This window comes from uncultured Paracoccus sp. (genome assembly GCF_947496875.1).
Classification (GTDB): Bacteria; Pseudomonadota; Alphaproteobacteria; order Rhodobacterales; family Rhodobacteraceae; genus Paracoccus.
Map to the genome: position 1 here is coordinate 38030 of NZ_CANMEH010000006.1, position 23273 is coordinate 61302.

The 23273-nt window shown below is 65.2% G+C and carries 29 protein-coding genes and 1 pseudogene; all 30 read left to right on the forward strand.

Annotated features, from left to right (window positions below):
* Positions 1–26 precede the first annotated feature (26 nt).
* Positions 27–4268, forward strand: coding sequence for a DNA-directed RNA polymerase subunit beta' (gene rpoC, locus Q0938_RS09235; RefSeq protein WP_299361263.1), 4242 nt, complete (start codon positions 27–29; stop codon positions 4266–4268).
* A gap of 208 nt (positions 4269–4476) precedes the next feature.
* On the forward strand, positions 4477–5418 hold the full coding sequence (locus tag Q0938_RS09240; protein WP_299361266.1) for a DMT family transporter: 942 nt from the start codon (positions 4477–4479) through the stop codon (positions 5416–5418).
* Entirely contained in the window at positions 5418–6248 is an 831-nt protein-coding gene (locus Q0938_RS09245) for a glycosyltransferase (RefSeq protein WP_299361269.1), read from the forward strand. Before Q0938_RS09240 ends, Q0938_RS09245 begins: the two co-directional genes overlap by 1 nt.
* A 273-nt stretch (positions 6249–6521) precedes the next feature.
* Complete coding sequence (rpsL, locus tag Q0938_RS09250; protein WP_073068257.1) at positions 6522–6893, forward strand: 30S ribosomal protein S12; 372 nt, start codon at positions 6522–6524, stop codon at positions 6891–6893.
* Positions 6894–6904: 11 nt separating this feature from the next.
* Positions 6905–7375: a 30S ribosomal protein S7 gene (rpsG, locus tag Q0938_RS09255; RefSeq protein ID WP_299361279.1), complete on the forward strand. Its 471-nt coding sequence runs from the start codon at positions 6905–6907 to the stop codon at positions 7373–7375.
* Between the two features lie 9 nt (positions 7376–7384).
* Positions 7385–9508, forward strand: coding sequence for an elongation factor G (fusA, locus tag Q0938_RS09260; protein ID WP_299361281.1), 2124 nt, complete (start codon positions 7385–7387; stop codon positions 9506–9508).
* A 58-nt stretch (positions 9509–9566) separates the two neighbouring features.
* On the forward strand, positions 9567–10742 hold the full coding sequence (gene tuf / locus Q0938_RS09265; protein WP_299361282.1) for an elongation factor Tu: 1176 nt from the start codon (positions 9567–9569) through the stop codon (positions 10740–10742).
* 419 nt (positions 10743–11161) lie between these two features.
* A complete protein-coding gene (rpsJ, locus tag Q0938_RS09270) occupies positions 11162–11470 on the forward strand; it encodes a 30S ribosomal protein S10 (protein WP_299361284.1) in 309 nt (102 codons plus the stop codon).
* Positions 11471–11480: 10 nt separating this feature from the next.
* Positions 11481–12335, forward strand: a complete 855-nt coding sequence (gene rplC / locus Q0938_RS09275; RefSeq protein WP_299361286.1) for a 50S ribosomal protein L3 — start codon at positions 11481–11483, stop codon at positions 12333–12335.
* Complete coding sequence (gene rplD, locus Q0938_RS09280) at positions 12332–12952, forward strand: 50S ribosomal protein L4 (RefSeq protein ID WP_299361287.1); 621 nt, start codon at positions 12332–12334, stop codon at positions 12950–12952. Before rplC ends, rplD begins: the two co-directional genes overlap by 4 nt.
* Positions 12949–13260: a 50S ribosomal protein L23 gene (locus Q0938_RS09285; protein WP_299361290.1), complete on the forward strand. Its 312-nt coding sequence runs from the start codon at positions 12949–12951 to the stop codon at positions 13258–13260. The genes rplD and Q0938_RS09285 overlap by 4 nt, the downstream gene beginning before the upstream one ends.
* Before the next feature lie 95 nt (positions 13261–13355).
* Positions 13356–14195, forward strand: a complete 840-nt coding sequence (gene rplB / locus Q0938_RS09290) for a 50S ribosomal protein L2 (RefSeq protein ID WP_299361292.1) — start codon at positions 13356–13358, stop codon at positions 14193–14195.
* A 3-nt stretch (positions 14196–14198) separates the two neighbouring features.
* A complete protein-coding gene (rpsS, locus tag Q0938_RS09295; RefSeq protein ID WP_299361295.1) occupies positions 14199–14477 on the forward strand; it encodes a 30S ribosomal protein S19 in 279 nt (92 codons plus the stop codon).
* Positions 14478–14482: 5 nt separating this feature from the next.
* Positions 14483–14860: pseudogene (gene rplV / locus Q0938_RS09300) on the forward strand (50S ribosomal protein L22); the annotation flags it as partial.
* Between the two features lie 104 nt (positions 14861–14964).
* Positions 14965–15684, forward strand: a complete 720-nt coding sequence (gene rpsC / locus Q0938_RS09305; protein WP_299361297.1) for a 30S ribosomal protein S3 — start codon at positions 14965–14967, stop codon at positions 15682–15684.
* Positions 15685–15696: 12 nt separating this feature from the next.
* The gene (rplP, locus tag Q0938_RS09310; RefSeq protein WP_299361300.1) at positions 15697–16110 is read left to right on the forward strand and encodes a 50S ribosomal protein L16; all 414 of its coding nucleotides are present in this window, start codon (positions 15697–15699) and stop codon (positions 16108–16110) included.
* A 73-nt stretch (positions 16111–16183) separates the two neighbouring features.
* Positions 16184–16597, forward strand: coding sequence for a DUF1801 domain-containing protein (locus Q0938_RS09315; protein WP_299361302.1), 414 nt, complete (start codon positions 16184–16186; stop codon positions 16595–16597).
* A 133-nt stretch (positions 16598–16730) separates the two neighbouring features.
* Positions 16731–16937, forward strand: coding sequence for a 50S ribosomal protein L29 (rpmC, locus tag Q0938_RS09320; RefSeq protein WP_299361304.1), 207 nt, complete (start codon positions 16731–16733; stop codon positions 16935–16937).
* Positions 16938–16950: 13 nt separating this feature from the next.
* Positions 16951–17202, forward strand: a complete 252-nt coding sequence (gene rpsQ / locus Q0938_RS09325) for a 30S ribosomal protein S17 (protein WP_299361306.1) — start codon at positions 16951–16953, stop codon at positions 17200–17202.
* 69 nt (positions 17203–17271) lie between these two features.
* Positions 17272–17640, forward strand: coding sequence for a 50S ribosomal protein L14 (gene rplN, locus Q0938_RS09330; RefSeq protein ID WP_090746457.1), 369 nt, complete (start codon positions 17272–17274; stop codon positions 17638–17640).
* Positions 17640–17945, forward strand: coding sequence for a 50S ribosomal protein L24 (gene rplX, locus Q0938_RS09335; RefSeq protein WP_299361312.1), 306 nt, complete (start codon positions 17640–17642; stop codon positions 17943–17945). Before rplN ends, rplX begins: the two co-directional genes overlap by 1 nt.
* Positions 17945–18505: a 50S ribosomal protein L5 gene (rplE, locus tag Q0938_RS09340; protein ID WP_299361315.1), complete on the forward strand. Its 561-nt coding sequence runs from the start codon at positions 17945–17947 to the stop codon at positions 18503–18505. The genes rplX and rplE overlap by 1 nt, the downstream gene beginning before the upstream one ends.
* Positions 18506–18523: 18 nt before the next feature.
* Positions 18524–18829 (forward strand): 30S ribosomal protein S14, encoded by a 306-nt coding sequence (rpsN, locus tag Q0938_RS09345; RefSeq protein ID WP_299361318.1) that lies wholly within the window; start codon positions 18524–18526, stop codon positions 18827–18829.
* An 11-nt stretch (positions 18830–18840) separates the two neighbouring features.
* Complete coding sequence (rpsH, locus tag Q0938_RS09350; protein WP_299361321.1) at positions 18841–19239, forward strand: 30S ribosomal protein S8; 399 nt, start codon at positions 18841–18843, stop codon at positions 19237–19239.
* Between the two features lie 10 nt (positions 19240–19249).
* The gene (rplF, locus tag Q0938_RS09355) at positions 19250–19783 is read left to right on the forward strand and encodes a 50S ribosomal protein L6 (protein ID WP_299361323.1); all 534 of its coding nucleotides are present in this window, start codon (positions 19250–19252) and stop codon (positions 19781–19783) included.
* Between the two features lie 10 nt (positions 19784–19793).
* On the forward strand, positions 19794–20153 hold the full coding sequence (gene rplR / locus Q0938_RS09360; RefSeq protein WP_299361325.1) for a 50S ribosomal protein L18: 360 nt from the start codon (positions 19794–19796) through the stop codon (positions 20151–20153).
* 115 nt (positions 20154–20268) lie between these two features.
* Positions 20269–20871 (forward strand): 30S ribosomal protein S5, encoded by a 603-nt coding sequence (gene rpsE / locus Q0938_RS09365; protein WP_299361329.1) that lies wholly within the window; start codon positions 20269–20271, stop codon positions 20869–20871.
* A gap of 3 nt (positions 20872–20874) precedes the next feature.
* Positions 20875–21060 carry a 50S ribosomal protein L30 gene (gene rpmD / locus Q0938_RS09370; protein WP_299361331.1) on the forward strand — a complete coding sequence of 62 codons (186 nt, stop codon included), beginning with the start codon at positions 20875–20877 and terminating at the stop codon, positions 21058–21060.
* A 219-nt stretch (positions 21061–21279) separates the two neighbouring features.
* A complete protein-coding gene (gene rplO, locus Q0938_RS09375; protein ID WP_299361333.1) occupies positions 21280–21771 on the forward strand; it encodes a 50S ribosomal protein L15 in 492 nt (163 codons plus the stop codon).
* Between the two features lie 126 nt (positions 21772–21897).
* The gene (gene secY, locus Q0938_RS09380; protein WP_299361336.1) at positions 21898–23268 is read left to right on the forward strand and encodes a preprotein translocase subunit SecY; all 1371 of its coding nucleotides are present in this window, start codon (positions 21898–21900) and stop codon (positions 23266–23268) included.
* Positions 23269–23273 lie beyond the last annotated feature (5 nt).

Consider the following 23273-nt stretch of genomic DNA (forward strand, 5'->3'; position numbering starts at 1 on the left):
CTCTGCTCCATCACAAGGATCGAAAGATGAACCAGGAACTGTCCACCAATCCGTTTAGCCCGGTCGCCGCGCCCCGCCAGTTCGACGAGATCAAGATCTCGCTCGCCTCTCCCGAGGAAATCCTGGCTTGGTCGTTCGGCGAGGTGAAGAAGCCCGAGACCATCAATTACCGCACCTTCAAGCCCGAGCGCGACGGGCTGTTCTGCGCCCGCATCTTCGGGCCGGTCAAGGATTACGAGTGCCTGTGCGGCAAGTACAAGCGCATGAAGTATCGCGGCCTGGTCTGCGAGAAATGCGGCGTCGAGGTGACGCTGCAGAAGGTCCGGCGCGAGCGCATGGGCCATATCGAGCTGGCCTCGCCGGTCGCCCATATCTGGTTCCTCAAGTCGCTGCCCTCCCGCATCGGCCTGATGCTGGACATGACGCTGCGCGATCTCGAGCGGATCCTGTATTTCGAGAACTACGTCGTGATCGAGCCGGGTCTGACGGACCTGACCTATGGTCAGCTGCTGTCCGAGGAAGAGTTCCTGGACGCGCAGGACCAGTACGGCGCCGACGCCTTCACGGCCAATATCGGCGCCGAGGCGATCCGCGAGATGCTCGCCAACATCGACCTGCAGGCGACCGCCGATCAGCTGCGCGAGGAGCTGAAGGAGGCGACCGGCGAGCTGAAGCCTAAGAAGATCATCAAGCGGCTGAAGATCGTCGAGAGCTTCCTGGATTCGGGCAACCGGCCGGAATGGATGGTGCTGACCGTCATCCCGATCATCCCGCCGGAGCTGCGGCCGCTGGTTCCGCTGGATGGCGGCCGGTTCGCGACCTCGGACCTGAACGACCTGTACCGCCGGGTGATCAACCGCAACAACCGCCTGAAGCGGCTGATCGAGTTGCGCGCGCCCGACATCATCGTCCGCAACGAAAAGCGGATGCTGCAGGAATCGGTGGACGCGCTGTTCGACAACGGCCGCCGCGGCCGCGTCATCACCGGCAACAACAAGCGCCCGCTGAAGTCGCTATCGGACATGCTGAAGGGCAAGCAGGGCCGGTTCCGCCAGAACCTGCTGGGCAAGCGCGTCGACTTCTCGGGCCGCTCGGTCATCGTGACCGGGCCGGAGCTGAAGCTGCACCAGTGCGGCCTGCCGAAGAAGATGGCGCTCGAGCTCTTCAAGCCGTTCATCTACTCGCGGCTCGAGGCCAAGGGGTATTCCTCCACCGTCAAGCAGGCCAAGAAGCTGGTGGAAAAGGAACGTCCCGAGGTCTGGGACATCCTGGACGAGGTGATCCGCGAACATCCGGTGCTGCTGAACCGCGCGCCGACGCTGCACCGCCTCGGCATCCAGGCGTTCGAGCCGATCCTGATCGAGGGCAAGGCGATCCAGCTGCACCCGCTGGTCTGCTCGGCCTTCAACGCCGACTTCGACGGCGACCAGATGGCCGTGCACGTTCCGCTGAGCCTCGAGGCGCAGCTGGAAGCGCGCGTCCTGATGATGTCCACGAACAACGTGCTGTCGCCGGCCAACGGCGCACCGATCATCGTGCCGTCGCAGGACATGATCTTGGGGCTCTACTACACCACCATGTTGCGCGAGGGCATGAAGGGCGAGGGGATGGTGTTCGGCTCGGTCGACGAGGTCGAGCACGCCCTTGCGGCGGGCGAGGTGCATCTGCATGCCAGCATCACCGCGCGCATTCCCCAGATCGACGAGGACGGCAACGAGGTCCTGAAGCGGTTCGAGACGACACCCGGCCGGGTCCGTCTGGGCGCGCTGCTGCCCCGCAACGCCAAGGCCCCGTTCGATCTGGTCAACCGCCTGTTGCGCAAGAAGGACGTCCAGAACGTCATCGACACCGTCTACCGCTACTGCGGCCAGAAGGAGTCGGTGATCTTCTGTGACCAGATCATGTCCATGGGCTTCCGCGAGGCATTCCGCGCCGGGATCAGCTTCGGCAAGAACGACATGGTCGTTCCCGACGACAAGTGGTCGATCGTCGGCGAGGTGCAGGAGCAGGTGAAGGAGTTCGAGCAGCAGTATCTCGACGGCCTGATCACCCAGGGCGAGAAGTACAACAAGGTCGTGGACGCCTGGTCCAAGTGCAACGACCGTGTGACCGACGCCATGATGGCGACCATCTCGGCCAACACCAAGGATGAGAAGGGCGCCGAACCCGAACCCAACAGCGTCTACATGATGGCCCATTCGGGCGCGCGGGGGTCGGTCAGCCAGATGAAGCAGCTTGGCGGCATGCGCGGCCTGATGACCAAGCCCTCGGGCGAGATCATCGAGACGCCGATCATCTCGAACTTCAAGGAAGGTCTGACCGTTCTCGAGTACTTCAACTCGACCCACGGCGCCCGCAAGGGGCTGTCCGACACCGCGCTGAAGACCGCGAACTCGGGTTATCTCACCCGGCGTCTGGTCGATGTCGCGCAGGACTGCATCATCCGCGACCATGACTGCGGCACGGATCACGCGATCACCGCGTCCGCGGCGGTCAACGACGGCGAGGTCATCGCGCCGTTGTCCGAACGCGTGCTGGGCCGCGTCGCGGCCGAGGATGTCCTTGTTCCGGGTGGCGACGAGGTGCTGGTCCGCAAGAACGAGCTGATCGACGAACGCAAGGCCGACGCCATCGAGACGGCGGGGGTCGAGGCGGTTCGCATCCGTTCGGCGCTGACCTGCGAGGCCGAGGACGGGGTCTGCGCGCTGTGCTATGGGCGCGACCTGGCCCGTGGCACGCTGGTCAATATCGGCGAGGCGGTGGGGATCATCGCCGCCCAGTCGATCGGCGAGCCGGGCACCCAGCTGACGATGCGGACCTTCCACATCGGCGGCATCGCGCAGGGCGGGCAGCAGTCCTTCATCGCCGCGAACCAGGACGGCACGGTCAAGTTCGAGAACGAGGCGGTTCTGGAAAACGCCGCCGGCGAACTGATCGTGATGAGCCGCTCGATGCAGCTGCATGTCGTGAACGAGCACGGCACGGCCCTGGCCAGCCACAAGCTGTTCTACGGCTCCAAGCTGTTGGTGCGGGACGGCGACCACGTCGCGCGGGGCGGCAAGCTGTTCGAATGGGACCCCTATACCCTGCCGATCATCGCGGAAAAGGGCGGCATCGCCCGCTTCGTCGACCTGCTCAGCGGGTTGTCGGTGCGCGACGACACCGATGACGCGACCGGGATGACCCAGAAGATCGTGACCGACTGGCGGTCGGCGCCGAAAGGCAGCGACCTCAAGCCCGAAGTCATCATCATGGGCGAGGATGGCGAGCCGGTCCGCAACGAACAGGGCAATCCGGTCAGCTACCAGATGTCCGTGGACGCGATCCTGTCCATCGAGGACGGGCAGGAAATCAGGCCCGGCGACGTGATCGCCCGGATTCCCCGCGAGGGTGCCCGCACCAAGGACATCACCGGCGGTCTGCCGCGGGTGGCGGAACTGTTCGAGGCGCGGCGCCCCAAGGACCACGCGATCATCGCCGAACTCGACGGCACGGTGAAGTTCGGCAAGGACTACAAGAACAAGCGCCGGGTGATCATCCAGCCGTCGGACGAGAACCTGGAGCCTGTCGAGTACATGGTGCCCAAGGGCAAGCACATCCCGGTGCAGGAAGGCGACTTCGTGCAGAGGGGTGAGTACATCATGGACGGCAACCCCGCGCCGCACGACATCCTGCGGATCATGGGGATCGAGGCGCTGGCCGACTACCTGATCGACGAGGTGCAGGACGTCTATCGCCTGCAGGGCGTCAAGATCAACGACAAGCATATCGAGGTGATCGTGCGGCAGATGCTGCAGAAGATCGAGATCCTCGACAGCGGCGACACCACGCTGCTGAAGGGCGAGAACGTGGATCGCGACGAGTTCGAGGAGGAGAACGCCAAGATCGAGGCCCGGGGCGGTCGCCCCGCCAGCGGCGAGCCGGTGCTGCTGGGCATCACCAAGGCGAGCCTGCAGACCCGCAGCTTCATCTCGGCGGCGTCGTTCCAGGAAACCACCCGCGTGCTGACCGAGGCTGCGGTCCAGGGCAAGCGCGACAAGCTGGTCGGGCTGAAGGAGAACGTCATCGTCGGTCGGCTGATCCCGGCCGGGACCGGCGGAGCGACGCACCGGATCAACCGGATTGCCGAGGACCGCGACAAGGAGGTCATCGAGATGCGCCGCGCCGAAGCCGAGGCCGCGGCTGCCCTGGCCGCCCCGGAACCGGCCGCCGACACGGGTGCCGCCGACGTCGATATCGACGAGGTCATCACCTCGCCCGAGGAGTGATCCCGCCCGAGGAGTGATCCCGTACAGTGAAGAAAGGCCCGGCGATCACGCCGGGCCTTTTCATTGCGCGCGTGGGTTCCGGCGGCTCCACCTGTTATCGCCCCCCCGCCGCAACCGAAGTCCCGGCGCAGGCAATGCGCCGCAGGGCCTTTCATTAGCGGTCCTCGACGCATACAGGCGACCTGATCCGGTCAGGTAGCAAGACGCGATGCGCACCCCTTTCATCTCCGTCAACCGGCGGGTCAGACCCCAGTCCGAGCCCAGGGCGCGCACCCAGGCGGGTGACAACCTGCGCGGTGCCGGCCTGATGGTTGCTTCGATGGCGGCCTTCATCGCCAACGACACGGCGATCAAGCACGTGACCCAGACGCTGCCACTGCCGCAGGCCATTCTGGTGCGGGGGGCGCTTGTTCTGATCCTGCTGTGGTTCATCGCGCAGCGCGACGGCGGCATCGTCTGGCGGCCCGAGTTGCGGCGCGACCGCAGGCTGCTGACCGTGCGGACGCTGGGCGAGGTTGCTTCGACCCTGCTGTACCTCACTGCGCTTCAGCACATGGCGCTGGGCAGTCTGTCGGCCATCATGCAGTCGCTGCCATTGCTGGTGATGCTGGCGGCCGCCGTCGCCTTTCGGGAACGGATTGGCTGGCGGCGTCTGTCAGCCGTGGCGGTGGGCGTCGCCGGGGTGCTGCTGATCCTGCGCCCCGGCACCGCCGCGTTCAACCTGTGGTCGGTTGTGGCGCTCGGTGCGGTTCTGATGATCGTCCTGCGGGACATCACCACCCGCAGCCTCGGGCCTGAAATCCGGTCCAGCACCGTTGCCTTCCACGCCGCCCTTGCGGTGACCGCAAGTGCGTTCGTCATGCCGTCCGATGTCCCGTGGCGCCTGCCCACGATCCCCGAAGTCGGCTGGCTCGGGCTGGCGGCGCTCTTTCTCTCCGGCGGATACCTGACCGCGGTGGCGACGATGCGGGTGGGCGAGGTCGCCTTCGTCTCGCCCTTCCGCTACACGTCGCTGATCTTTGCGGCTACGCTGGGTTATGTGTTCTTCGACGAGCGCCCCGACGGCTGGACGCTGATCGGGGCCACCCTCATCGTGCTCGCCGGGCTGTATTCGATCTGGCGGGAAACCCGCCTGAGAGGGGGCAGCTGATGCGGGTACAGATGCTGGGCCTGTGCCGGTTCTCCCATCTCGGCGCCCCGGCGTTCCAGCAGGAACACGCGACCCTGCAGGAGCGCCGCGCCTTTCTCTATGACCCCGCTCGCCTGGCGCGCCGCTGGTTCTGGTTCGAGAACGTGGCGCTGCCGGGGCTGCTGGCGCAGACCGATCCGGATTTCACGCTGGTGGTGATGACCGGACCGGACCTGCCCCAGCCCTATCTGGACGACCTGCGCGAACTGACCCGGCTGGTGCCGCAGCTCAGGCTGGAACTGGTGGGGCCGCGCGACACGCATCTGCAGGCATGCATGGCCGCGATCCGCCCGCATGTCGATCCGGCCGCCGATGTCGTGGGTCATTTCCGCCACGATGATGACGACGCGATCTCGACCGATTACATCGCGGCTGCCCGCGCCGATTTCCGGTTCGCCCGGCCGCTGTTCCGGCAGGCGGGCCGGGTGTCCGTCGACTATTGCCGTGGCTTCGTGCTCAGGGCCGACGGGACCGGCGTGCGGGCCCGCCCGCAGGTCATCCACAATGCCTCGGCCGCGCTGACGATCTATCTTCAGCCCGACGTGGATCGCTGCGCGATCCATTTCCCGCATTGGCAACTCGCCTTGAGCATGCCGGGACTGGTGCTGGCGGACCAGCCCCGGTTCGTCCGGGTTCTGCACCACGACAACGACTCGGGCGCGATCGGGGCGGGCTACCCCTGGATGCTTCCGCAGGACCAGGTGTCGGAGATGCTGGCAAACCGGTTCCGCCTGCATCTGCCCACGATCGACCAGGGGGTCCGCCGCTTCGGAGAGCCGCCGGCCGGGTAGGCTGCTCAGCCCCGCGCCGCCGCGGCGGCGGCGTTGACACCCTGGAGGAATCTCCGTATAGCGCCGACACCTGCCGGGAAACCGCGCGGGGCCCAGAACCTTTTTGGTCATGATCCGGGCCACACCTGCCCCGATCCTCTGGAATATCCGCCCGTCCCGCCCTGTCCGGGGTTGGATGGGTTTGGGCATTTTGCGATGGGCGCAGAATGTCGTCGAGAAGTGGCGCGCCTAGGCCCGGGTGCGAGTATTGACGAAAGCAAGGCGGGGAACCGAATGCCGACGATCCAGCAGCTGATCCGCAAGCCGCGGCAGCCCAAGGTGCAGCGATCCAAGTCGCAGCACCTGCAGGGAAATCCACAGAAGCGCGGCGTGTGCACGCGCGTCTACACCACCACACCGAAAAAGCCGAACTCAGCCATGCGGAAGGTCGCCAAGGTGCGGCTGACCAACGGGTTTGAGGTGATCAGCTACATTCCGGGCGAAAAGCACAACCTGCAGGAACACAGCGTCGTGCTGATCCGCGGCGGCCGGGTCAAGGACCTTCCGGGTGTGCGCTACCACATCCTGCGCGGTGTTCTGGATACCCAGGGCGTCAAAGATCGTCGTCAGCGTCGTTCGAAATACGGCGCCAAGCGTCCGAAGTGAGGGTTTGAGAGATGTCCCGTCGTCACGCCGCTGAAAAGCGCGAAGTCCTGCCCGACGCCAAGTACGGCGATCGCGTGCTTACGAAATTCATGAACAACCTGATGGTCGACGGCAAGAAGTCGATCGCCGAACGCATCGTCTACAACGCGCTCGAGCGCGTCGAGGGACGCCTTAAGCGCGAGCCGATCGAGGTCTTCCACGAGGCGCTCGACAACGTGAAGCCGTCGGTCGAGGTCCGCTCGCGCCGGGTTGGTGGTGCGACCTATCAGGTCCCGGTCGAAGTCCGTCCGGTCCGCCGCGAGGCGCTGGCCATCCGCTGGCTGATCGACGCCTCGAAGAAGCGCAACGAGCACACGATGGAAGAGCGGCTGGCCGGCGAGCTGGCCGACGCGGTGAACAACCGCGGCACCGCCGTGAAGAAGCGCGAAGACACCCACAAGATGGCCGACGCCAACAAGGCGTTCAGCCACTATCGCTGGTAAGGAGCCATCATGGCACGCGAATATCCGCTGCAGCGGTACCGCAATTTCGGCATCATGGCCCACATCGATGCCGGCAAGACCACCACGACCGAACGCATCCTGTTCTACACCGGCAAGTCCCACAAGATCGGCGAAGTCCATGACGGCGCCGCGACGATGGACTGGATGGAGCAGGAAGCCGAGCGCGGGATCACCATTACCTCGGCCGCCACGACCACCTACTGGCAGCGCCAGGAGGACCCGACCACCGAGGGCACGAGCGACACCAAGTATCGCTTCAACATCATCGACACCCCCGGCCACGTCGACTTTACCATCGAGGTGGAGCGGTCCCTGGCCGTGCTGGATGGCGCGATCGCGCTGCTGGACGCCAATGCCGGGGTTGAGCCGCAGACCGAGACGGTCTGGCGCCAGGCCGACCGCTACAAGGTGCCGCGGCTGGTGTTCGTCAACAAGATGGACAAGATCGGCGCCGACTTCTTCAAGTGCGTCCAGATGATCAAGGACCGGACCGGCGGCACGCCGTGCCCGATCGTCCTGCCGATCGGGGCCGAGGACAAGCTGGAAGGCATCATCGACCTGATCAAGATGGAAGAGTGGGTCTGGAAGGGTGAAGACCTCGGCGCAAGCTGGGTCCGTCAGCCGATCCGCGACGATCTGCAGGATCTGGCCGACGAATGGCGCGGCAAGATGATCGAACTGGCCGTCGAGATGGACGACGACGCGATGGAGCAGTACCTGGAGGGCAACGAGCCCGACGAGGCGACGCTGCGCAAGCTGCTCCGCCAGGGGACGCTGACCATGACCTTCTTCCCGGTGCTGGCCGGGTCGTCGTTCAAGAACAAGGGCGTGCAGCCCCTGCTGAACGCCGTCATCGACTACCTGCCGGCGCCGGTCGACGTGCCGACGCTGATGGGCTTCTCGCCCGACGACGAGGCGGAAGAGCGCAACATCGCCCGCGAGGCTTCCGACGAGGCGCCGTTCTCGGCGCTGGCGTTCAAGATCATGAACGACCCCTTCGTGGGCTCGCTGACCTTCACGCGCATCTACTCGGGCACCCTCAAGAAGGGTGACCAGATGCTGAACTCGACCAAGGGCAAGCGCGAGCGTGTCGGCCGGATGATGGTGATGCACGCCATCAACCGCGAGGAAATCGAGGGGGCTTTCGCCGGCGACATCATCGCGCTGGCCGGTCTGAAGGACACCACCACGGGCGACACGCTGTGCGATCCCGCCAAGCCGGTGGTGCTGGAAACCATGACCTTCCCCGAGCCGGTGATCGAGATCGCCGTCGAGCCGAAGTCCAAGGCCGACCAGGAAAAGATGGGCCTGGCCCTGCAGCGCCTGTCTGCCGAGGACCCGTCCTTCCGGGTCGAGACCGACCTGGAATCCGGGCAGACGATCATGAAGGGCATGGGCGAACTGCACCTCGACATCCTCGTTGATCGCATGAAGCGCGAGTTCAAGGTCGAGGCGAACATCGGTGCCCCGCAGGTGGCCTATCGCGAAACGATCAGCCAGCCGGCCGACATCGATTACACCCACAAGAAGCAGACCGGCGGCACCGGCCAGTTCGCGCGCGTCAAGCTGGAGATCCAGCCGACCGAGCCGGGCGAGGGCTACAGCTTCGAGAGCCGGATCGTCGGTGGCTCGGTGCCCAAGGAATACATCCCGGGCGTCGAGAAGGGAATCAAGTCGGTGATGGATTCCGGTCCGCTGGCCGGGTTCCCGGTGATCGACTTCAAGGTCGCGCTGGTCGACGGGGCGTTCCACGATGTCGACTCGTCGGTTCTGGCCTTCGAGATCGCTTCGCGGGCCGCCATGCGCGAGGGGCTGAAGAAGGCCGGCGCCAAGCTGCTCGAGCCGATCATGAAGGTCGAGGTCGTGACACCCGAGGAATACACGGGATCGATCATCGGCGACCTGACCAGCCGCCGCGGCATGGTTCGCGGTCAGGACACCCGCGGCAACGCCAACGTCATCGACGCGATGGTGCCGCTGGCGAACATGTTCGGCTACATCAACAACCTGCGGTCGATGTCGTCGGGTCGGGCGGTGTTCACGATGCAGTTCGACCATTACGAGGCCGTGCCGCAGAACATCTCGGACGAGATCCAGAAGAAATACGCCTGACGCGCGCGGCGGGGCTTGCCCCCGCCCGCCTCACCCCAGAGATTCAAGGAGCTTTGCAATGGCAAAGGCAAAATTCGAACGGACGAAACCGCACGTCAACATCGGGACGATCGGTCACGTCGACCACGGCAAGACGACCCTTACGGCGGCGATCACCAAGTATTTCGGCGAGTTCAAGGCCTATGACCAGATCGATGGCGCGCCCGAGGAGAAGGCCCGGGGGATCACCATCTCGACCGCGCATGTGGAATACGAGAGCCCGAACCGCCACTACGCTCATGTCGACTGCCCCGGCCACGCCGACTACGTCAAGAACATGATCACCGGCGCCGCGCAGATGGACGGGGCGATCCTGGTCGTGAACGCCGCCGACGGCCCGATGCCGCAAACGCGCGAGCACATCCTGCTGGGCCGCCAGGTCGGCATCCCCTACATGGTCGTCTACCTGAACAAGGTCGACCAGGTCGACGACGAGGAGCTGCTGGAGCTGGTCGAGATGGAGGTACGCGAGCTGCTGTCCTCCTACGACTACCCGGGCGACGACATCCCGATCATCAAGGGCTCGGCGCTGGCGGCGCTGGAAGGCCGTGACCCGGAGATCGGCGAGAACTCGATCCGTGCCCTGATCGAGGCGGTCGACGCCTACATCCCGACCCCGGAACGCGCGATCGACCAGCCGTTCCTGATGCCGATCGAGGACGTGTTCTCGATCTCCGGCCGCGGCACCGTGGTGACCGGCCGCGTGGAACGTGGCGCGGTCAATGTCGGCGACGAGCTGGAGATCGTCGGCATCCGCCCGACCAAGAAGACGACCTGCACCGGCGTCGAGATGTTCCGCAAGCTGCTGGACCGCGGCGAGGCGGGCGACAACATCGGGGCGCTGCTGCGCGGCGTGGACCGCGACGGGGTGGAGCGCGGCCAGGTGCTGTGCAAGCCGGGCTCGGTCAAGCCGCACACCAAGTTCGAGGCCGAGGCCTACATCCTGACCAAGGAGGAGGGCGGGCGGCACACGCCGTTCTTCGCCAACTACCGCCCGCAGTTCTACTTCCGCACCACGGACGTGACCGGGACGGTGAAGCTGCCCGAGGGCACCGAGATGGTGATGCCGGGCGACAACCTGAAGTTCGAGGTCGAGCTGATCGCCCCGATCGCGATGGAGGAGCGGTTGCGCTTCGCCATCCGCGAAGGCGGCCGCACCGTCGGCGCCGGCGTGGTCTCCAAGATCCTCGAGTGATCTGACCCTGCGGCGCTGCTGCACAAGAACCCGAAGGCCGCCCCACCGGGCGGCCTTATTCCGTGTTCATGATCTGCTGGAACGGTCGCGCATGGGGGTGATCTAGGCCTGCGGCCCGGATGTACCGCGGTACCGGCTATGCGAGCCTAGCAGCGAAGATAATGGGCCATTCACGAAGTGCCCGGACCCCGGACAAGCCGCGAACATCTCGTTGTGTGCAGACGCCTTGACTCGGCGGCTACCGCTCGCCATAAGCCCGCATCGCCGCCGGTTCAGTCCACTCGCGCAGAATCGGTTGCACCTGCGAAGGCCGCCCGCTATGGGGGCGGCCTTGCAGTTTTTCAGACAGGTCCGACGCTGGCCCCGCGTGGTGCGTGGTCAGCCTCTCGACTGAAATCCCCGTTACGAGGGATGCATCGATGCAAAGCCAGACCATCCGTATCCGGCTCAAGGCGTTCGATTACCGGGTGCTGGACGCCAGCACGCTGGAAATCGTGAACACCGCCAAGCGGACCGGCGCGACCATTCGCGGCCCGATCCCGCTGCCGAACAAGATCGAGAAGTTCACCGTCCTGCGCGGCCCCCATATCGACAAGAAGTCCCGCGACCAGTGGGAAATCCGCACCCACAAGCGGCTGCTGGACATCGTCGACCCGACGCCCCAGACCGTGGACGCCCTGATGAAGCTCGACCTCGCCGCCGGCGTGGATGTCGAGATCAAGGTCTGAGGGGAGCATCATGCTGCGAACTGGTCTGATTGCCAAGAAGCTGGGCATGACCCGGCTGTTTCTTGAAGACGGGCGCCAGGTGCCCGTGACCGTGCTGCACGTCGACAGCCTGCAGGTTGTCGCGCAGCGCACCGCCGAGCGTGACGGCTATGTCGCCGTCCAGCTGGGCGCAGGCGAGGCCAAGGCCAAGCGCGTGTCGGCGCCGATGCGCGGGCATTTCGCCAAGGCGAATGTTGCGCCCAAGCGCAAGATCGCCGAATTTCGCGTGGCCGCGGAAAACCTGATCAACGTCGGCGAAGAGATCACCGCCGACCATTACTTCGCCGGCCAGTATGTCGACATCGCCGGCACCTCGATCGGCAAGGGTTTCGCCGGTGCCATGAAGCGGCACAATTTCGGCGGTCTGCGGGCCAGCCACGGCGTGTCGATCAGCCACCGCTCGCACGGCTCCACCGGCCAGTGCCAGGACCCCGGAAAGGTGTTCAAGGGCAAGAAGATGGCCGGCCATCTGGGCGCGGTGCGGGTCACCACCCAGAACCTGCAGGTGGTGCGGACCGACAGCGACCGCGGCCTGATCATGGTCAAGGGCTCGGTGCCCGGTTCCAAGGGCGGCTGGGTCACGATCAAGGATGCGGTCAAGAAGCCGGTTCCTGAGAACGTGATCTACCCGGCCGGCCTGCGGTCGATGGCCGAGGAGGCCCGTCGCATCGCCGAGGAAGCCGCCGCCGCCGCCGCCGCCGAAGAGGAAGCCGCGCGTCAGGCTGCCGCCGAGGCCGAAGCCGCCGCCATTGCTGCCGCCGAAGCCGAAGCCGCCAGCGCGACGGGCGACGAGGGCGACGCCGCGCCGGAAGGAGACAAGGAATGAAACTCGACGTGACGTCTCTGTCCTCGGGCAGCGCCGGGGACATCGATCTGGCCGACGACATCTTCGGGCTGGAGCCGCGTGCGGACATCCTGCACCGGGTGGTGCGCTGGCAGCGCGCCAAGGCCCAGGCTGGCACCCATTCGACTTTGGGCCGGTCCGAGGTGTCGTATTCTACCAAGAAGATCTATCGCCAGAAGGGGACCGGCGGCGCACGCCACGGATCCCGCAAGGCGCCGATCTTCCGCAAGGGCGGAATCTACAAGGGCCCGGTTCCGCGCAGCCATGCGTTCGACCTGCCCAAGAAGGTTCGGGCGCTGGGGCTGAAGCACGCGCTGTCGGCCAAGGCCGCGAGCGGCGAGCTGGTGATCCTGGACAATCTGGATCTTGCCGAAGCCAAGACCTCGGCGGTGGCAAAGGCGATCAGCGAAAAGGGCTGGAAGCGGGTTCTGGTCATCGACGGCGCCAGCATCAACGAGAACTTTGCCCGCGCTGCCCGCAACCTGGACGGCGTCGATGTGCTGCCCTCGATGGGCGCCAACGTCTATGACATCCTGAAGCGTGACACGCTGGTGATCACGCGGGCCGGTGTCGAAGCCCTGGAGGCCCGACTGAAATGAGCGCGACGGACACCACGAAGCCCGAGCATTATGACGTGATCGTTCGCCCGATCATCACCGAGAAGGCCACGATGATCGGCGAGACCGCGAACGCGGTCGTGTTCGAGGTCGCCAAGTCGGCCAGCAAGCCGCAGATCAAGGATGCCGTCGAGGCGCTGTTCGGCGTCAAGGTCAAGGCCGTGAACACCGCGATCACCAAGGGCAAGACCAAGCGGTTCCGCGGTCGCCCGGGCGTGCGCAGCGATGTCAAGAAGGCCTACGTGGCGCTTGAGGCAGGCAGCACGATCGACGTGAACACCGGTCTCTGACCGTCGGATGATAGAGCGCTGTCCCCGGAGGTGACCGGGGACCGCGCGTCGAACTGAAACGGACCTTTGGTCCAAGGCAACGGAAGACAGAAAGCATGGCACTCAAGTCGTACAAACCGACGACGCCTGGCCAGCGCGGGCTGGTTCTGATCGACCGTTCGGAGCTTTGGAAAGGCCGCCCCGTCAAGACCCTGACCGAGGGACTGACCAAGACGGGCGGCCGGAACAATACCGGACGCGTCACGATGTGGCACAAGGGCGGCGGAGCCAAGCGGCTCTATCGCATCGTCGATTTCAAGCGTCGCAAGTTCGACATGGCGGCGACGGTCGAGCGGATCGAATACGATCCCAACCGCACCGCCTTCATCGCGCTGGTGCGCTATGAGGATGGCGAGCAGGCCTACATTCTTGCGCCCCAGCGTCTGGCGGTCGGCGACAAGGTGGTCTCGTCCGCACGGGCCGACATCAAGCCGGGGAATGCGATGCCGTTCAGCGGCATGCCGATCGGCACGATCGTCCACAATGTCGAGCTGAAGCCCGGCAAGGGCGGGCAGATCGCGCGGTCGGCCGGCACCTATGCCCAGTTCGTGGGCCGGGACGGCGGCTATGCCCAGATCCGGCTGAGCTCGGGCGAACTGCGCCTGGTGCGCCAGGAATGCATGGCGAGCATCGGGGCCGTTTCGAACGCCGATCATTCGAACCAGAATCTGGGCAAGGCGGGCCGCAAGCGGCACATGGGCGTGCGTCCGACGGTGCGCGGCGTTGCCATGAACCCGATCGACCACCCGCATGGTGGTGGTGAGGGCCGGACATCGGGCGGTCGTCACCCGGTGACGCCGTGGGGCAAGCCGACCAAGGGCAAGAAGACGCGCAGCAACAAATCGACCGACAAGTACATCCTGCGGTCGCGTCACGCCAAGAAGAAGGGGCGCTAATCCATGGCACGTTCTATCTGGAAGGGCCCTTTCGTCGACGCCTACGTCCTGAAGAAGGCCGAAAAGGCGCGCGAATCCGGTCGCTCGGACGTCATCAAGATCTGGTCGCGCCGCTCGACCATCCTGCCGCAGTTCGTCGGCCTGACCTTTGGCGTCTACAACGGCCACAAGCACATCCCGGTCAACGTGTCCGAGGACATGATCGGGCAGAAGTTCGGTGAGTATTCGCCGACCCGGACTTATTACGGTCATGCGGCCGACAAGAAAGCGAAGAGGAAGTAATCCCCATGGGTAAGGAACAAAATCCGCGCCGCGTGGCGGAGAACGAGGCGATGGCGAAGACCAAGATGCTTCGCACCTCGCCGCAGAAGCTGAACCTTGTGGCAGCGCTGATCCGCGGCAAGAAGGTGGACAAGGCGCTGGCCGACCTGACATTCTCCAAGCGCCGCATCGCTGGCGACGTGAAGAAGTGCCTGCAGTCGGCAATCGCCAATGCCGAGAACAACCACAACCTGGACGTCGACAACCTGGTGGTTGCCGAGGCCTGGGTGGGCAAGAACCTGGTGATGAAGCGCGGACGCCCACGGGCCCGTGGCCGGTACGGCAAGATCATGAAGCCGTTCTCGGAGATCACCATCAAGGTGCGTGAGGTCGATCTGGCCGCTGCCGAAGCCGCGAAGAAGGCGGCCCGGGACCAGAAGCGCACCGCGTCCAACCGGCAGGCCGAGGCCACCGCCACCCCCGAAGCCGCCGTCGAGGAGCACGCGTAATGGGACAGAAGGTCAACCCCATCGGGATGCGGCTGCAGGTCAACCGGACCTGGGACAGCCGCTGGTTCGCCGACAGCAAGGAATATGGCAACCTGCTGCTCGAGGATCTGAAGATCCGCGAGTTCATCCACGACGAGGCGAAGCAGGCCGGCGTCAGCCGCGTGATCATCGAGCGCCCGCACAAGAAGTGCCGGGTCACGATCCATGCGGCCCGTCCCGGCGTGATCATCGGCAAGAAGGGCGCGGATATCGAGACGCTGCGCAAGAAGCTGGCGAACTTCACGGACTCGGAGCTGCACCTGAACATCGTCGAGGTCCGCAAGCCGGAGCTGGACGCCCAGCTTGTGGCCGAGTCCATCGCCCAGCAGCTGGAACGCCGGGTGTCGTTCCGCCGTGCCATGAAGCGGTCGGTGCAGAACGCCATGCGCATGGGTGCCCTGGGCATCCGCGTGAACGTGGCCGGTCGCCTGGGCGGCGCCGAGATCGCGCGGACCGAATGGTACCGCGAAGGCCGGGTGCCGCTGCACACGCTGCGCGCCGATATCGACTATGCCCTTTCCGAGGCCACCACCCCGTACGGAATCATCGGGGTCAAGGTCTGGATCTTCAAGGGCGAGATCATGGAACACGATCCGCAGGCTCACGAGCGCCGCGCGTCCCAGGCGCAGGAAGGCCCGGCCTCGCGCGGTGGACCGCGCCGCGATCGTGACGCGCGGTAAGGAGACAGGGACATGCTGCAACCGAAACGCACCAAGTACCGCAAACAGCACAAGGGCCGCATCCACGGCGAGGCCAAGGGCGGGTTCAACCTGAACTTCGGCTCGTTCGCGCTGAAGGCCACCGAGCCGGAACGCGTGACCGCGCGCCAGATCGAGGCCGCCCGGCGGGCGATCACCCGCCACATGAAGCGCCAGGGCCGGGTGTGGATCCGGATCTTCCCGGATGTTCCGGTCTCGTCCAAGCCGACCGAAGTGCGGATGGGCAAGGGCAAGGGCTCGGTCGACTTCTGGGCCGCCCGCGTCCATCCCGGCCGGATCATGTTCGAGATCGACGGCGTCAGCGACCAGATCGCCCGCGAGGCGCTGCGGCTGGGCGCGATGAAGCTGCCGATCCAGAGCCGGATCGTTCATCGCGAAGACTGGTAAGATACCGGGGCGACGTCCCCGCAGTCGAAGCCCCGCCCGAGACGGCGGGGCTTTTTCGTTGTAGAGTGCGGGCATGAGCGACAGCGACCCGCCGAAGCTGCTTGCAGGTGGAAACCCGCAGATCCCCAAGGGTGATGGGAACGGGCCGGTGCAGGCATGGATTGCGGCTGCGCCCGGCTGGAAGGGCGAAGTTGCCGCCAGGATCGACGGGCTGGTGACCGAAGCCGTGCCCGGCGTCCGCAAGGCGGTGAAGTGGAATTCCCCCTTCTATGGCGCGGGCGAGGACGGCTGGTTCCTCAGCTTCCACGCCATGACCCGCTATCTGAAGCTCGCGTTCTTTCGCGGCGCCAGTCTCGACCCGCCGCCACCGGTCGGCTCGAAGCATCCGAAGGTTCGCTACCTTCACGTCGGGCCCGACGATCTCGACGAGGCGCGGCTTGTGGACTGGGTGAAACAGGCAAGCCGGCTGCCGGGCGAGAAGATGTAGCCTGCGCTGGTCTTTGTGCTTGCCAGGGCGCCGATCGGCCTGTATGCGCAGGCCTTCATCTCGAAACTCCACCGGGAATCAGGGTGGCCCTGGCGACAGGGGCTCTCCGGTGATGTTGAAAAGGAACACGCGCATGACCGCGCAGGAACTGAATGACAAGACGCCCGAGCAGCTGCGTGAGCAGTTGCTGGCGCTCAAGAAGGAAGCGTTCAACCTGCGCTTCCAGCAGGCGACCGGCCAGCTTGAATCGACCGCGCGCATGCGGGCCGTCCGCCGCGACGTGGCCCGCGTCAAGACAATCATGAACCAGAAAGCCGCGCAAGCGGCCGCGTCGAACTGAGGAGCCGTAGCCCATGCCCAGACGCATCCTGCAAGGCAAGGTGACCAGCGACAAGAACGAGCAGACCGTCACGGTCCTGGTCGAGCGCCGGTTCAAGCACCCGCTGCTGCACAAGACCGTCCGTTCGTCCAAGAAGTACCGGGCGCACGACGCGACCAACCAGTTCAAGGTCGGCGACACCGTCCGCATCGTGGAATGTGCGCCGATTTCAAAGACGAAACGCTGGACCGTCCTGACGGACGAGGCCCAGGCCGCGCAGGCCTGATCCGCTCCAGTCTGATCGAAACCCTGGGGCCGGTCCTGCAAACGGTCCCCAAAGGTCGGGAGTTACCAAATGATCCAGATGCAGACCAACCTGGATGTCGCTGACAATTCCGGCGCACGCCGGGTGCAGTGCATCAAGGTTCTGGGCGGATCGCACCGGCGCTATGCGTCGGTGGGCGACATCATCGTCGTCTCCGTCAAGGAAGCCATTCCGCGCGGCCGCGTGAAGAAGGGTGACGTCCGCAAGGCCGTCGTCGTGCGCACCGCCAAGGAAGTCACGCGCGAGGACGGCACGTCGATCCGTTTCGATCGCAACGCCGCCGTCATCCTGAACAACCAGGGCGAACCCGTCGGAACCCGTATCTTCGGGCCGGTCGTTCGCGAACTGCGCGCCAAGAACTTCATGAAGATCATCTCGCTTGCCCCGGAGGTGCTGTGATGGCCGCCAGGCTCAAGAAGGGTGACCGCGTCGTCGTTCTGACCGGCAAGGACAAGGGCCAGACCGGCGAGATCACGCAGGTCATGCCCAAGGACAACAAGGCGATCGTCGATGGCGTGAACATCGCGCTGCGTCACACCCGCCAGTCGCAGACCAGCCAGGGCGGCCGCATTCCGAAGGCGATGCCGATCGACCTGTCGAACCTGGCGCTGATGGACAAGAACGGCAAACCCACCCGGGTCGGCTTCCGCATGGAAGGCGATCAGAAGGTGCGCTTCGCCAAGACCACGGGAGACGTGATCTGATGCTGGACGACGCGAACTACACCCCGCGGCTCAAGTCGGTCTATCGCGACCAGATCCGCCCCGCGCTCAAGGAAGAGTTCGGCTACAAGAACGACATGCAGATCCCTCGCCTGGACAAGATCGTCCTGAACATGGGCGTGGGCGAGGCGGTCAAGGACACCAAGAAGGTCAGGCAGGCCGCCGAGGAGCTGTCGCTGATCGCCGGTCAGAAGGCCGTCATCACGCACGCCAAGAAGTCGATCGCCGGCTTCCGTGTGCGCGAGGAAATGCCGCTGGGCTGCAAGGTCACGCTGCGCGGCGCCCGGATGTACGAGTTCCTGGATCGCCTGATCACCATCGCGCTGCCCCGCGTCCGCGACTTTCGCGGCGTCAAGGGCACGTCATTCGATGGCCGCGGCAACTTTGCCATGGGGCTGAAGGAACATATCGTGTTCCCGGAAATCAACTTCGACAAGGTCGACGAAGTTCTGGGAATGGACATCATCATCGCGACCACGGCCAAGACCGATGCCGAGGCAAAGGCGCTGTTGAAGCATCTCAACATGCCCTTCAACAGCTGATCGCGCGAGGAAACTGATATGGCAAAGAAATCCATGGTCGAGCGTCAGAAGAAGCGCGAGCGGCTGGTGAAGAAATACGCCAGCCAGCGCGCCGCTCTGAACGAGGTGATCAACGATCAGGACCGCCCGATGGAAGAGCGGTTCAAGGCAACGCTGAAGCTGGCCGAGCTGCCGCGCAATTCGTCGCCCACGCGGCTGAACAACCGGTGCGAACTGACCGGTCGTCCGCGCGCGTATTACCGTAAACTGCGTCTCAGCCGGATCATGCTGCGCGAGCTCGGCTCGCAGGGGCAGATCCCCGGCATGGTCAAATCGAGCTGGTAAGGGGGCAATCGATGTCGATGAACGATCCGCTCGGCGATATGCTGACCCGCATCCGGAATGCCCAGATGCGCGGCAAGTCGACCGTACGCAGCCCCTCGAGCAAGCTGCGGGCCTGGGTTCTGGATGTGCTGAAGGCCGAGGGCTATATCCGCGGCTATGAGCAGGTGACGACCGAAGCCGGTCACGCCGAACTGGAAATCAGCCTGAAATACTTCGAAGGCACCCCGGTGATCCGCGAGCTTGCCCGCGTGTCGAAGCCCGGGCGCCGCGTCTATGCCGGCGCCAGGGAACTGCCACAGGTCCGCAACGGCCTGGGTGTCTCCATCGTGTCGACGCCCCGGGGCGTCATGTCTGATGCAGCGGCTCGCAGCGCCAATATCGGCGGCGAAGTCCTCTGCACCGTGTTCTAAGGAGGGCAGGATGTCTCGGATTGGTAAGAAGCCGGTCGATCTGCCCAAGGGTGTCACGGCCGACATCAAGGGGCAGACGATCGAGGTGAAGGGTCCCAAGGGCACCCGGTCGTTCACCGCGACCGACGACGTGACTCTGACGGCCGAAGATGGCGCCGTGACGGTGACCCCGCGCGGCACGTCCAAGCGGGCGCGTCAGCAGTGGGGCATGACCCGCTCGATGGTCGAGAACCTGGCCGTGGGCGTGAGCGAAGGCTTCAAGAAGGAGCTGGAGATTCAGGGCGTCGGCTATCGTGCCCAGATGCAGGGCAAGACGCTCAAGCTGGCGCTCGGTTACAGCCACGACGTGAACTTCGAAACGCCCGAGGGCGTGACGATCACGGCACCCCGGCAGACCGAGATCGTTGTCGAGGGGATCGACCAGCAACTGGTCGGCCAAGTCGCCGCCGATATCCGCGAGTGGCGCCGCCCCGAGCCCTACAAGGGCAAGGGCATCCGCTACAAGGGCGAGCAGGTCTTCCGCAAGGAAGGCAAGAAGAAGTGAGGATTCGCAAATGGCACTGAACAAACTAGAGCTGTTCCAGAAGCGCCGTCTGCGCGTCCGGAACAAGCTGCGGGCAATGTCGAACGGCCGTCCCCGGCTGTCCGTCCACCGGTCGTCCAAGAACATCAGCGCCCAGCTGATCGACGACGCGAACGGCGTCACGCTGGCCTCGGCCAGCACGCTGGAAAAGGATCTGGGCCTGGCCGGCAAGAACAATGTCGAGACGGCGGCGCGGATCGGGGCGACGATCGCCGAACGGGCGCGCGCCAAGGGGATCGACGAGGTCGTGTTCGACCGCGGCGGGTTCCTGTTCCACGGCAAGATCAAGGCGCTTGCCGATGCCGCCCGCGAAGGTGGCCTGAAGTTCTGACAAGGTGGGTGGCGTCCGCGCCACCCCGATGATCCGGGGGTCCCGGCGGTCGCCGTTGCCCACCAAGGATCGATGATGACGGCGCAGGCTGCGCCACCACGAAAGGGAATGCCGCATGGCAGAACGTGACAACCGCCGGGGCCGCCGCGACGACCGCGACGAGAACCCGGAATTCGCCGATCGCCTCGTGGCGATCAACCGCGTGTCCAAGACCGTCAAGGGCGGCAAGCGCTTCGGCTTTGCCGCACTTGTCGTGGTCGGCGACCAGCGCGGCCGCGTCGGTTTCGGCAAGGGCAAGGCCAAGGAAGTGCCCGAGGCGATCCGCAAGGCAACCGAGCAGGCCAAGCGCGGTCTGGTCCGCGTCCCGCTGCGCGATGGCCGCACGCTGCACCACGACATCGAGGGGCGCCACGGTGCCGGTCGCGTCGTGATGCGCACCGCCGTCCCGGGAACCGGCATCATCGCCGGCGGTCCGATGCGCGCCGTGTTCGAGATGCTGGGCGTCCAGGACGTGGTGGCGAAGTCGCTGGGGTCGCAGAACCCCTACAACATGATCCGCGCCACCATCGACGGGCTGAAGGCCGAGGCCAGCCCGCGCAATGTCGCGCAGCGCCGTGGCAAGAAGGTCGCCGAGATCCTGCCGTCGCAGGACCGCGCCCCGGAATCGCAGCAGGGAACGGACGCGACCGTCACCTCGGCTGCCCTGCAGGAGGCCTGATCCATGGCAACCATCGTCGTCAAGCAGATCGGCTCGCCGATCCGTCGGCCCAAGGAACAGCGGGCCACGCTGAAGGGCCTGGGGCTGAATAAGATGAACCGGACCCGGGAACTGGAGGATACCCCTGCCGTTCGCGGCATGGTCAACGCCATCCCCCATCTGGCCCGGATCGTCGAAGAACGCAGCTGAGCCACGGCTCGGCATCTTGGCAAGGGCGCTCCGATCCCGCGATCGGGGCGCCCTTGTCACAGCAGGGATCCTTCTGTGACTCGGACCATGCGACGGCCTTGCCGTTGGGGCAGGCCTGTTCTATAGCCCCCACTTGGCCCGCCGGGCCTTCACTCGACAATATGCCGTGTCCGTCCCGCTACGCTTCCGGGGATGCGTCCGGCTTGCAGGAGAAGCGACATGAGACTGAACGAACTTCACGACAACGAAGGCGCCACGCGCAAGAAGAAGCGCGTTGCACGGGGCCCTGGCTCGGGCAAGGGCAAGACCGCCGGCCGCGGGATCAAGGGCCAGACCTCACGCTCGGGCGTTGCGTTGAACGGCTATGAAGGCGGCCAGATGCCGCTGTACCGCCGCCTGCCCAAGCGCGGCTTCACCAAACCGAACCGGCTGAAGTTCGCAGTCGTCAACCTCGGACAGCTGCAGGCGATGGTCGACGCTGGCAAGCTGGACGCCGGCACCGCGCTGACCGAAGATCTGCTGATTTTGGCGGGCGCCACCAAGCGCAAGCATGACGGGATCCGCCTGCTGGGCAAGGGCGAGCTCACCGCGGCGCTGAACCTGACGGTCGCCGGGGCATCCAAGTCGGCGATCGAGGCGGTCGAGAAGGCCGGTGGCAGCGTCAGCCTGACCCGTCCGGTGCGCGAGACCGCCGACGCCACCGCCGAATGAGCTGTTGAAGGTGTCCCGGGACGCCAATAGATAGCTAGGACGATGCAAGCGCCGCCGACCGGGTGACGGGCCGGCGGCCTTCACATGACCGCCGGCACGCGCTGCCGGACCGCACATGAGGACAGCATGGCGTCAGCCGCAGAACAGATGGCCGCGAATCTCAGCTGGGGTCAGCTGGGCAAGGCTACCGAACTCCGCCAGCGGATCTGGTTCACCATCGGCCTGCTGATCATCTATCGGCTGGGGACCTACATCCCCGTGCCAGGGATCGACGGCGGCGCGCTGCGCAGCTTCATGGAGCAGGCGCAATCCGGCATCGGCGGAATCCTGTCGATGTTCACCGGCGGCGCGCTGGGGCGCATGGGCGTCTTTGCGCTTGGCATCATGCCCTATATCTCGGCCTCGATCATCGTTCAGCTGCTCGCCAGCATGGTCCCGGCACTGGAGCAGCTGAAGAAAGAGGGCGAGCAGGGCCGCAAGAAGATCAACCAGTACACGCGTTATGCGACCGTGGCCCTGGCCTTCTTCCAGGCGTACGGGCTCGCCGTCAGCCTCGAGGCTGGCGACCTAGCCCATGATCCGGGGCTGTTCTTCCGCATGGGGGTCGTGATCACCCTTGTCGGGGGCACGATGTTCCTGATGTGGCTGGGCGAACAGATCACCGCGCGCGGGATCGGCAACGGCATCAGCCTGATCATCTATGTCGGCATCCTGGCGGAAATTCCGGGCCAGCTGGCCCAGTTCTTTGCACAGGGGCGGTCCGGCGCGATCTCCACCCCCGTGGTGCTCAGCATCATCGTCCTGATCATCGCGGTCATGGCGTTCGTCGTGTTCATGGAACGGGCGCTGCGCAAGATCCGCATCCAGTACCCGCGCCGCCAGGTCGGGATGAAGGTGTATGACGGCCAGTCGTCGCATCTGCCGATCAAGGTCAATCCGGCGGGCGTGATCCCTGCGATCTTCGCCAGTTCGCTGCTGCTGCTGCCGGTCACGATCTCGACCTTCTCGGGGAACGAGACGGGTCCGATCATGTCCACGGTGCTGGCCTATTTCGGTCCGGGCCAGCCGCTGTACCTGCTGTTCTTTGCGGGGATGATCATCTTCTTCACGTATTTCTATACGCAGAACGTCGCCTTCAAGTCCGACGACGTGGCCGACAACCTGAAGAACCAGGGCGGCTTCATCCCGGGAATCCGGCCCGGCAAGCGGACCGAGGAATACCTGGACTATGTCGTGAACCGGATCCTCGTGATCGGATCGATCTATCTGGCCGCCGTCTGCCTGCTGCCCGAGGTGATCCGCGACCAGTTCTCGGTTCCGTTCTATTTCGGGGGAACGTCGCTGCTGATCATCGTGTCGGTGACCATGGACACGATCAACCAGCTGCAAAGCCACTTGCTGGCGCATCAATATGAAGGTTTGATCGAGAAATCGCAGCTGCGTGGTCGGCGCAAGCCGGGTCAGCGCAAGATCCGCAAGGCACCGGCGCGGCGCTGACAAAC

Coding starts and splice junctions, on each gene's coding strand:
- rpoC (WP_299361263.1), top strand. CDS start 27: ATGAACCAGGAACTGTCCACCAATCCGTTTAGCCCGGTCGCCGCGCCC.
- Q0938_RS09240 (WP_299361266.1), top strand. CDS start 4,477: ATGCGCACCCCTTTCATCTCCGTCAACCGGCGGGTCAGACCCCAGTCC.
- Q0938_RS09245 (WP_299361269.1), top strand. CDS start 5,418: ATGCGGGTACAGATGCTGGGCCTGTGCCGGTTCTCCCATCTCGGCGCC.
- rpsL (WP_073068257.1), top strand. CDS start 6,522: ATGCCGACGATCCAGCAGCTGATCCGCAAGCCGCGGCAGCCCAAGGTG.
- rpsG (WP_299361279.1), top strand. CDS start 6,905: ATGTCCCGTCGTCACGCCGCTGAAAAGCGCGAAGTCCTGCCCGACGCC.
- fusA (WP_299361281.1), top strand. CDS start 7,385: ATGGCACGCGAATATCCGCTGCAGCGGTACCGCAATTTCGGCATCATG.
- tuf (WP_299361282.1), top strand. CDS start 9,567: ATGGCAAAGGCAAAATTCGAACGGACGAAACCGCACGTCAACATCGGG.
- rpsJ (WP_299361284.1), top strand. CDS start 11,162: ATGCAAAGCCAGACCATCCGTATCCGGCTCAAGGCGTTCGATTACCGG.
- rplC (WP_299361286.1), top strand. CDS start 11,481: ATGCTGCGAACTGGTCTGATTGCCAAGAAGCTGGGCATGACCCGGCTG.
- rplD (WP_299361287.1), top strand. CDS start 12,332: ATGAAACTCGACGTGACGTCTCTGTCCTCGGGCAGCGCCGGGGACATC.
- Q0938_RS09285 (WP_299361290.1), top strand. CDS start 12,949: ATGAGCGCGACGGACACCACGAAGCCCGAGCATTATGACGTGATCGTT.
- rplB (WP_299361292.1), top strand. CDS start 13,356: ATGGCACTCAAGTCGTACAAACCGACGACGCCTGGCCAGCGCGGGCTG.
- rpsS (WP_299361295.1), top strand. CDS start 14,199: ATGGCACGTTCTATCTGGAAGGGCCCTTTCGTCGACGCCTACGTCCTG.
- rpsC (WP_299361297.1), top strand. CDS start 14,965: ATGGGACAGAAGGTCAACCCCATCGGGATGCGGCTGCAGGTCAACCGG.
- rplP (WP_299361300.1), top strand. CDS start 15,697: ATGCTGCAACCGAAACGCACCAAGTACCGCAAACAGCACAAGGGCCGC.
- Q0938_RS09315 (WP_299361302.1), top strand. CDS start 16,184: ATGAGCGACAGCGACCCGCCGAAGCTGCTTGCAGGTGGAAACCCGCAG.
- rpmC (WP_299361304.1), top strand. CDS start 16,731: ATGACCGCGCAGGAACTGAATGACAAGACGCCCGAGCAGCTGCGTGAG.
- rpsQ (WP_299361306.1), top strand. CDS start 16,951: ATGCCCAGACGCATCCTGCAAGGCAAGGTGACCAGCGACAAGAACGAG.
- rplN (WP_090746457.1), top strand. CDS start 17,272: ATGATCCAGATGCAGACCAACCTGGATGTCGCTGACAATTCCGGCGCA.
- rplX (WP_299361312.1), top strand. CDS start 17,640: ATGGCCGCCAGGCTCAAGAAGGGTGACCGCGTCGTCGTTCTGACCGGC.
- rplE (WP_299361315.1), top strand. CDS start 17,945: ATGCTGGACGACGCGAACTACACCCCGCGGCTCAAGTCGGTCTATCGC.
- rpsN (WP_299361318.1), top strand. CDS start 18,524: ATGGCAAAGAAATCCATGGTCGAGCGTCAGAAGAAGCGCGAGCGGCTG.
- rpsH (WP_299361321.1), top strand. CDS start 18,841: ATGTCGATGAACGATCCGCTCGGCGATATGCTGACCCGCATCCGGAAT.
- rplF (WP_299361323.1), top strand. CDS start 19,250: ATGTCTCGGATTGGTAAGAAGCCGGTCGATCTGCCCAAGGGTGTCACG.
- rplR (WP_299361325.1), top strand. CDS start 19,794: ATGGCACTGAACAAACTAGAGCTGTTCCAGAAGCGCCGTCTGCGCGTC.
- rpsE (WP_299361329.1), top strand. CDS start 20,269: ATGGCAGAACGTGACAACCGCCGGGGCCGCCGCGACGACCGCGACGAG.
- rpmD (WP_299361331.1), top strand. CDS start 20,875: ATGGCAACCATCGTCGTCAAGCAGATCGGCTCGCCGATCCGTCGGCCC.
- rplO (WP_299361333.1), top strand. CDS start 21,280: ATGAGACTGAACGAACTTCACGACAACGAAGGCGCCACGCGCAAGAAG.
- secY (WP_299361336.1), top strand. CDS start 21,898: ATGGCGTCAGCCGCAGAACAGATGGCCGCGAATCTCAGCTGGGGTCAG.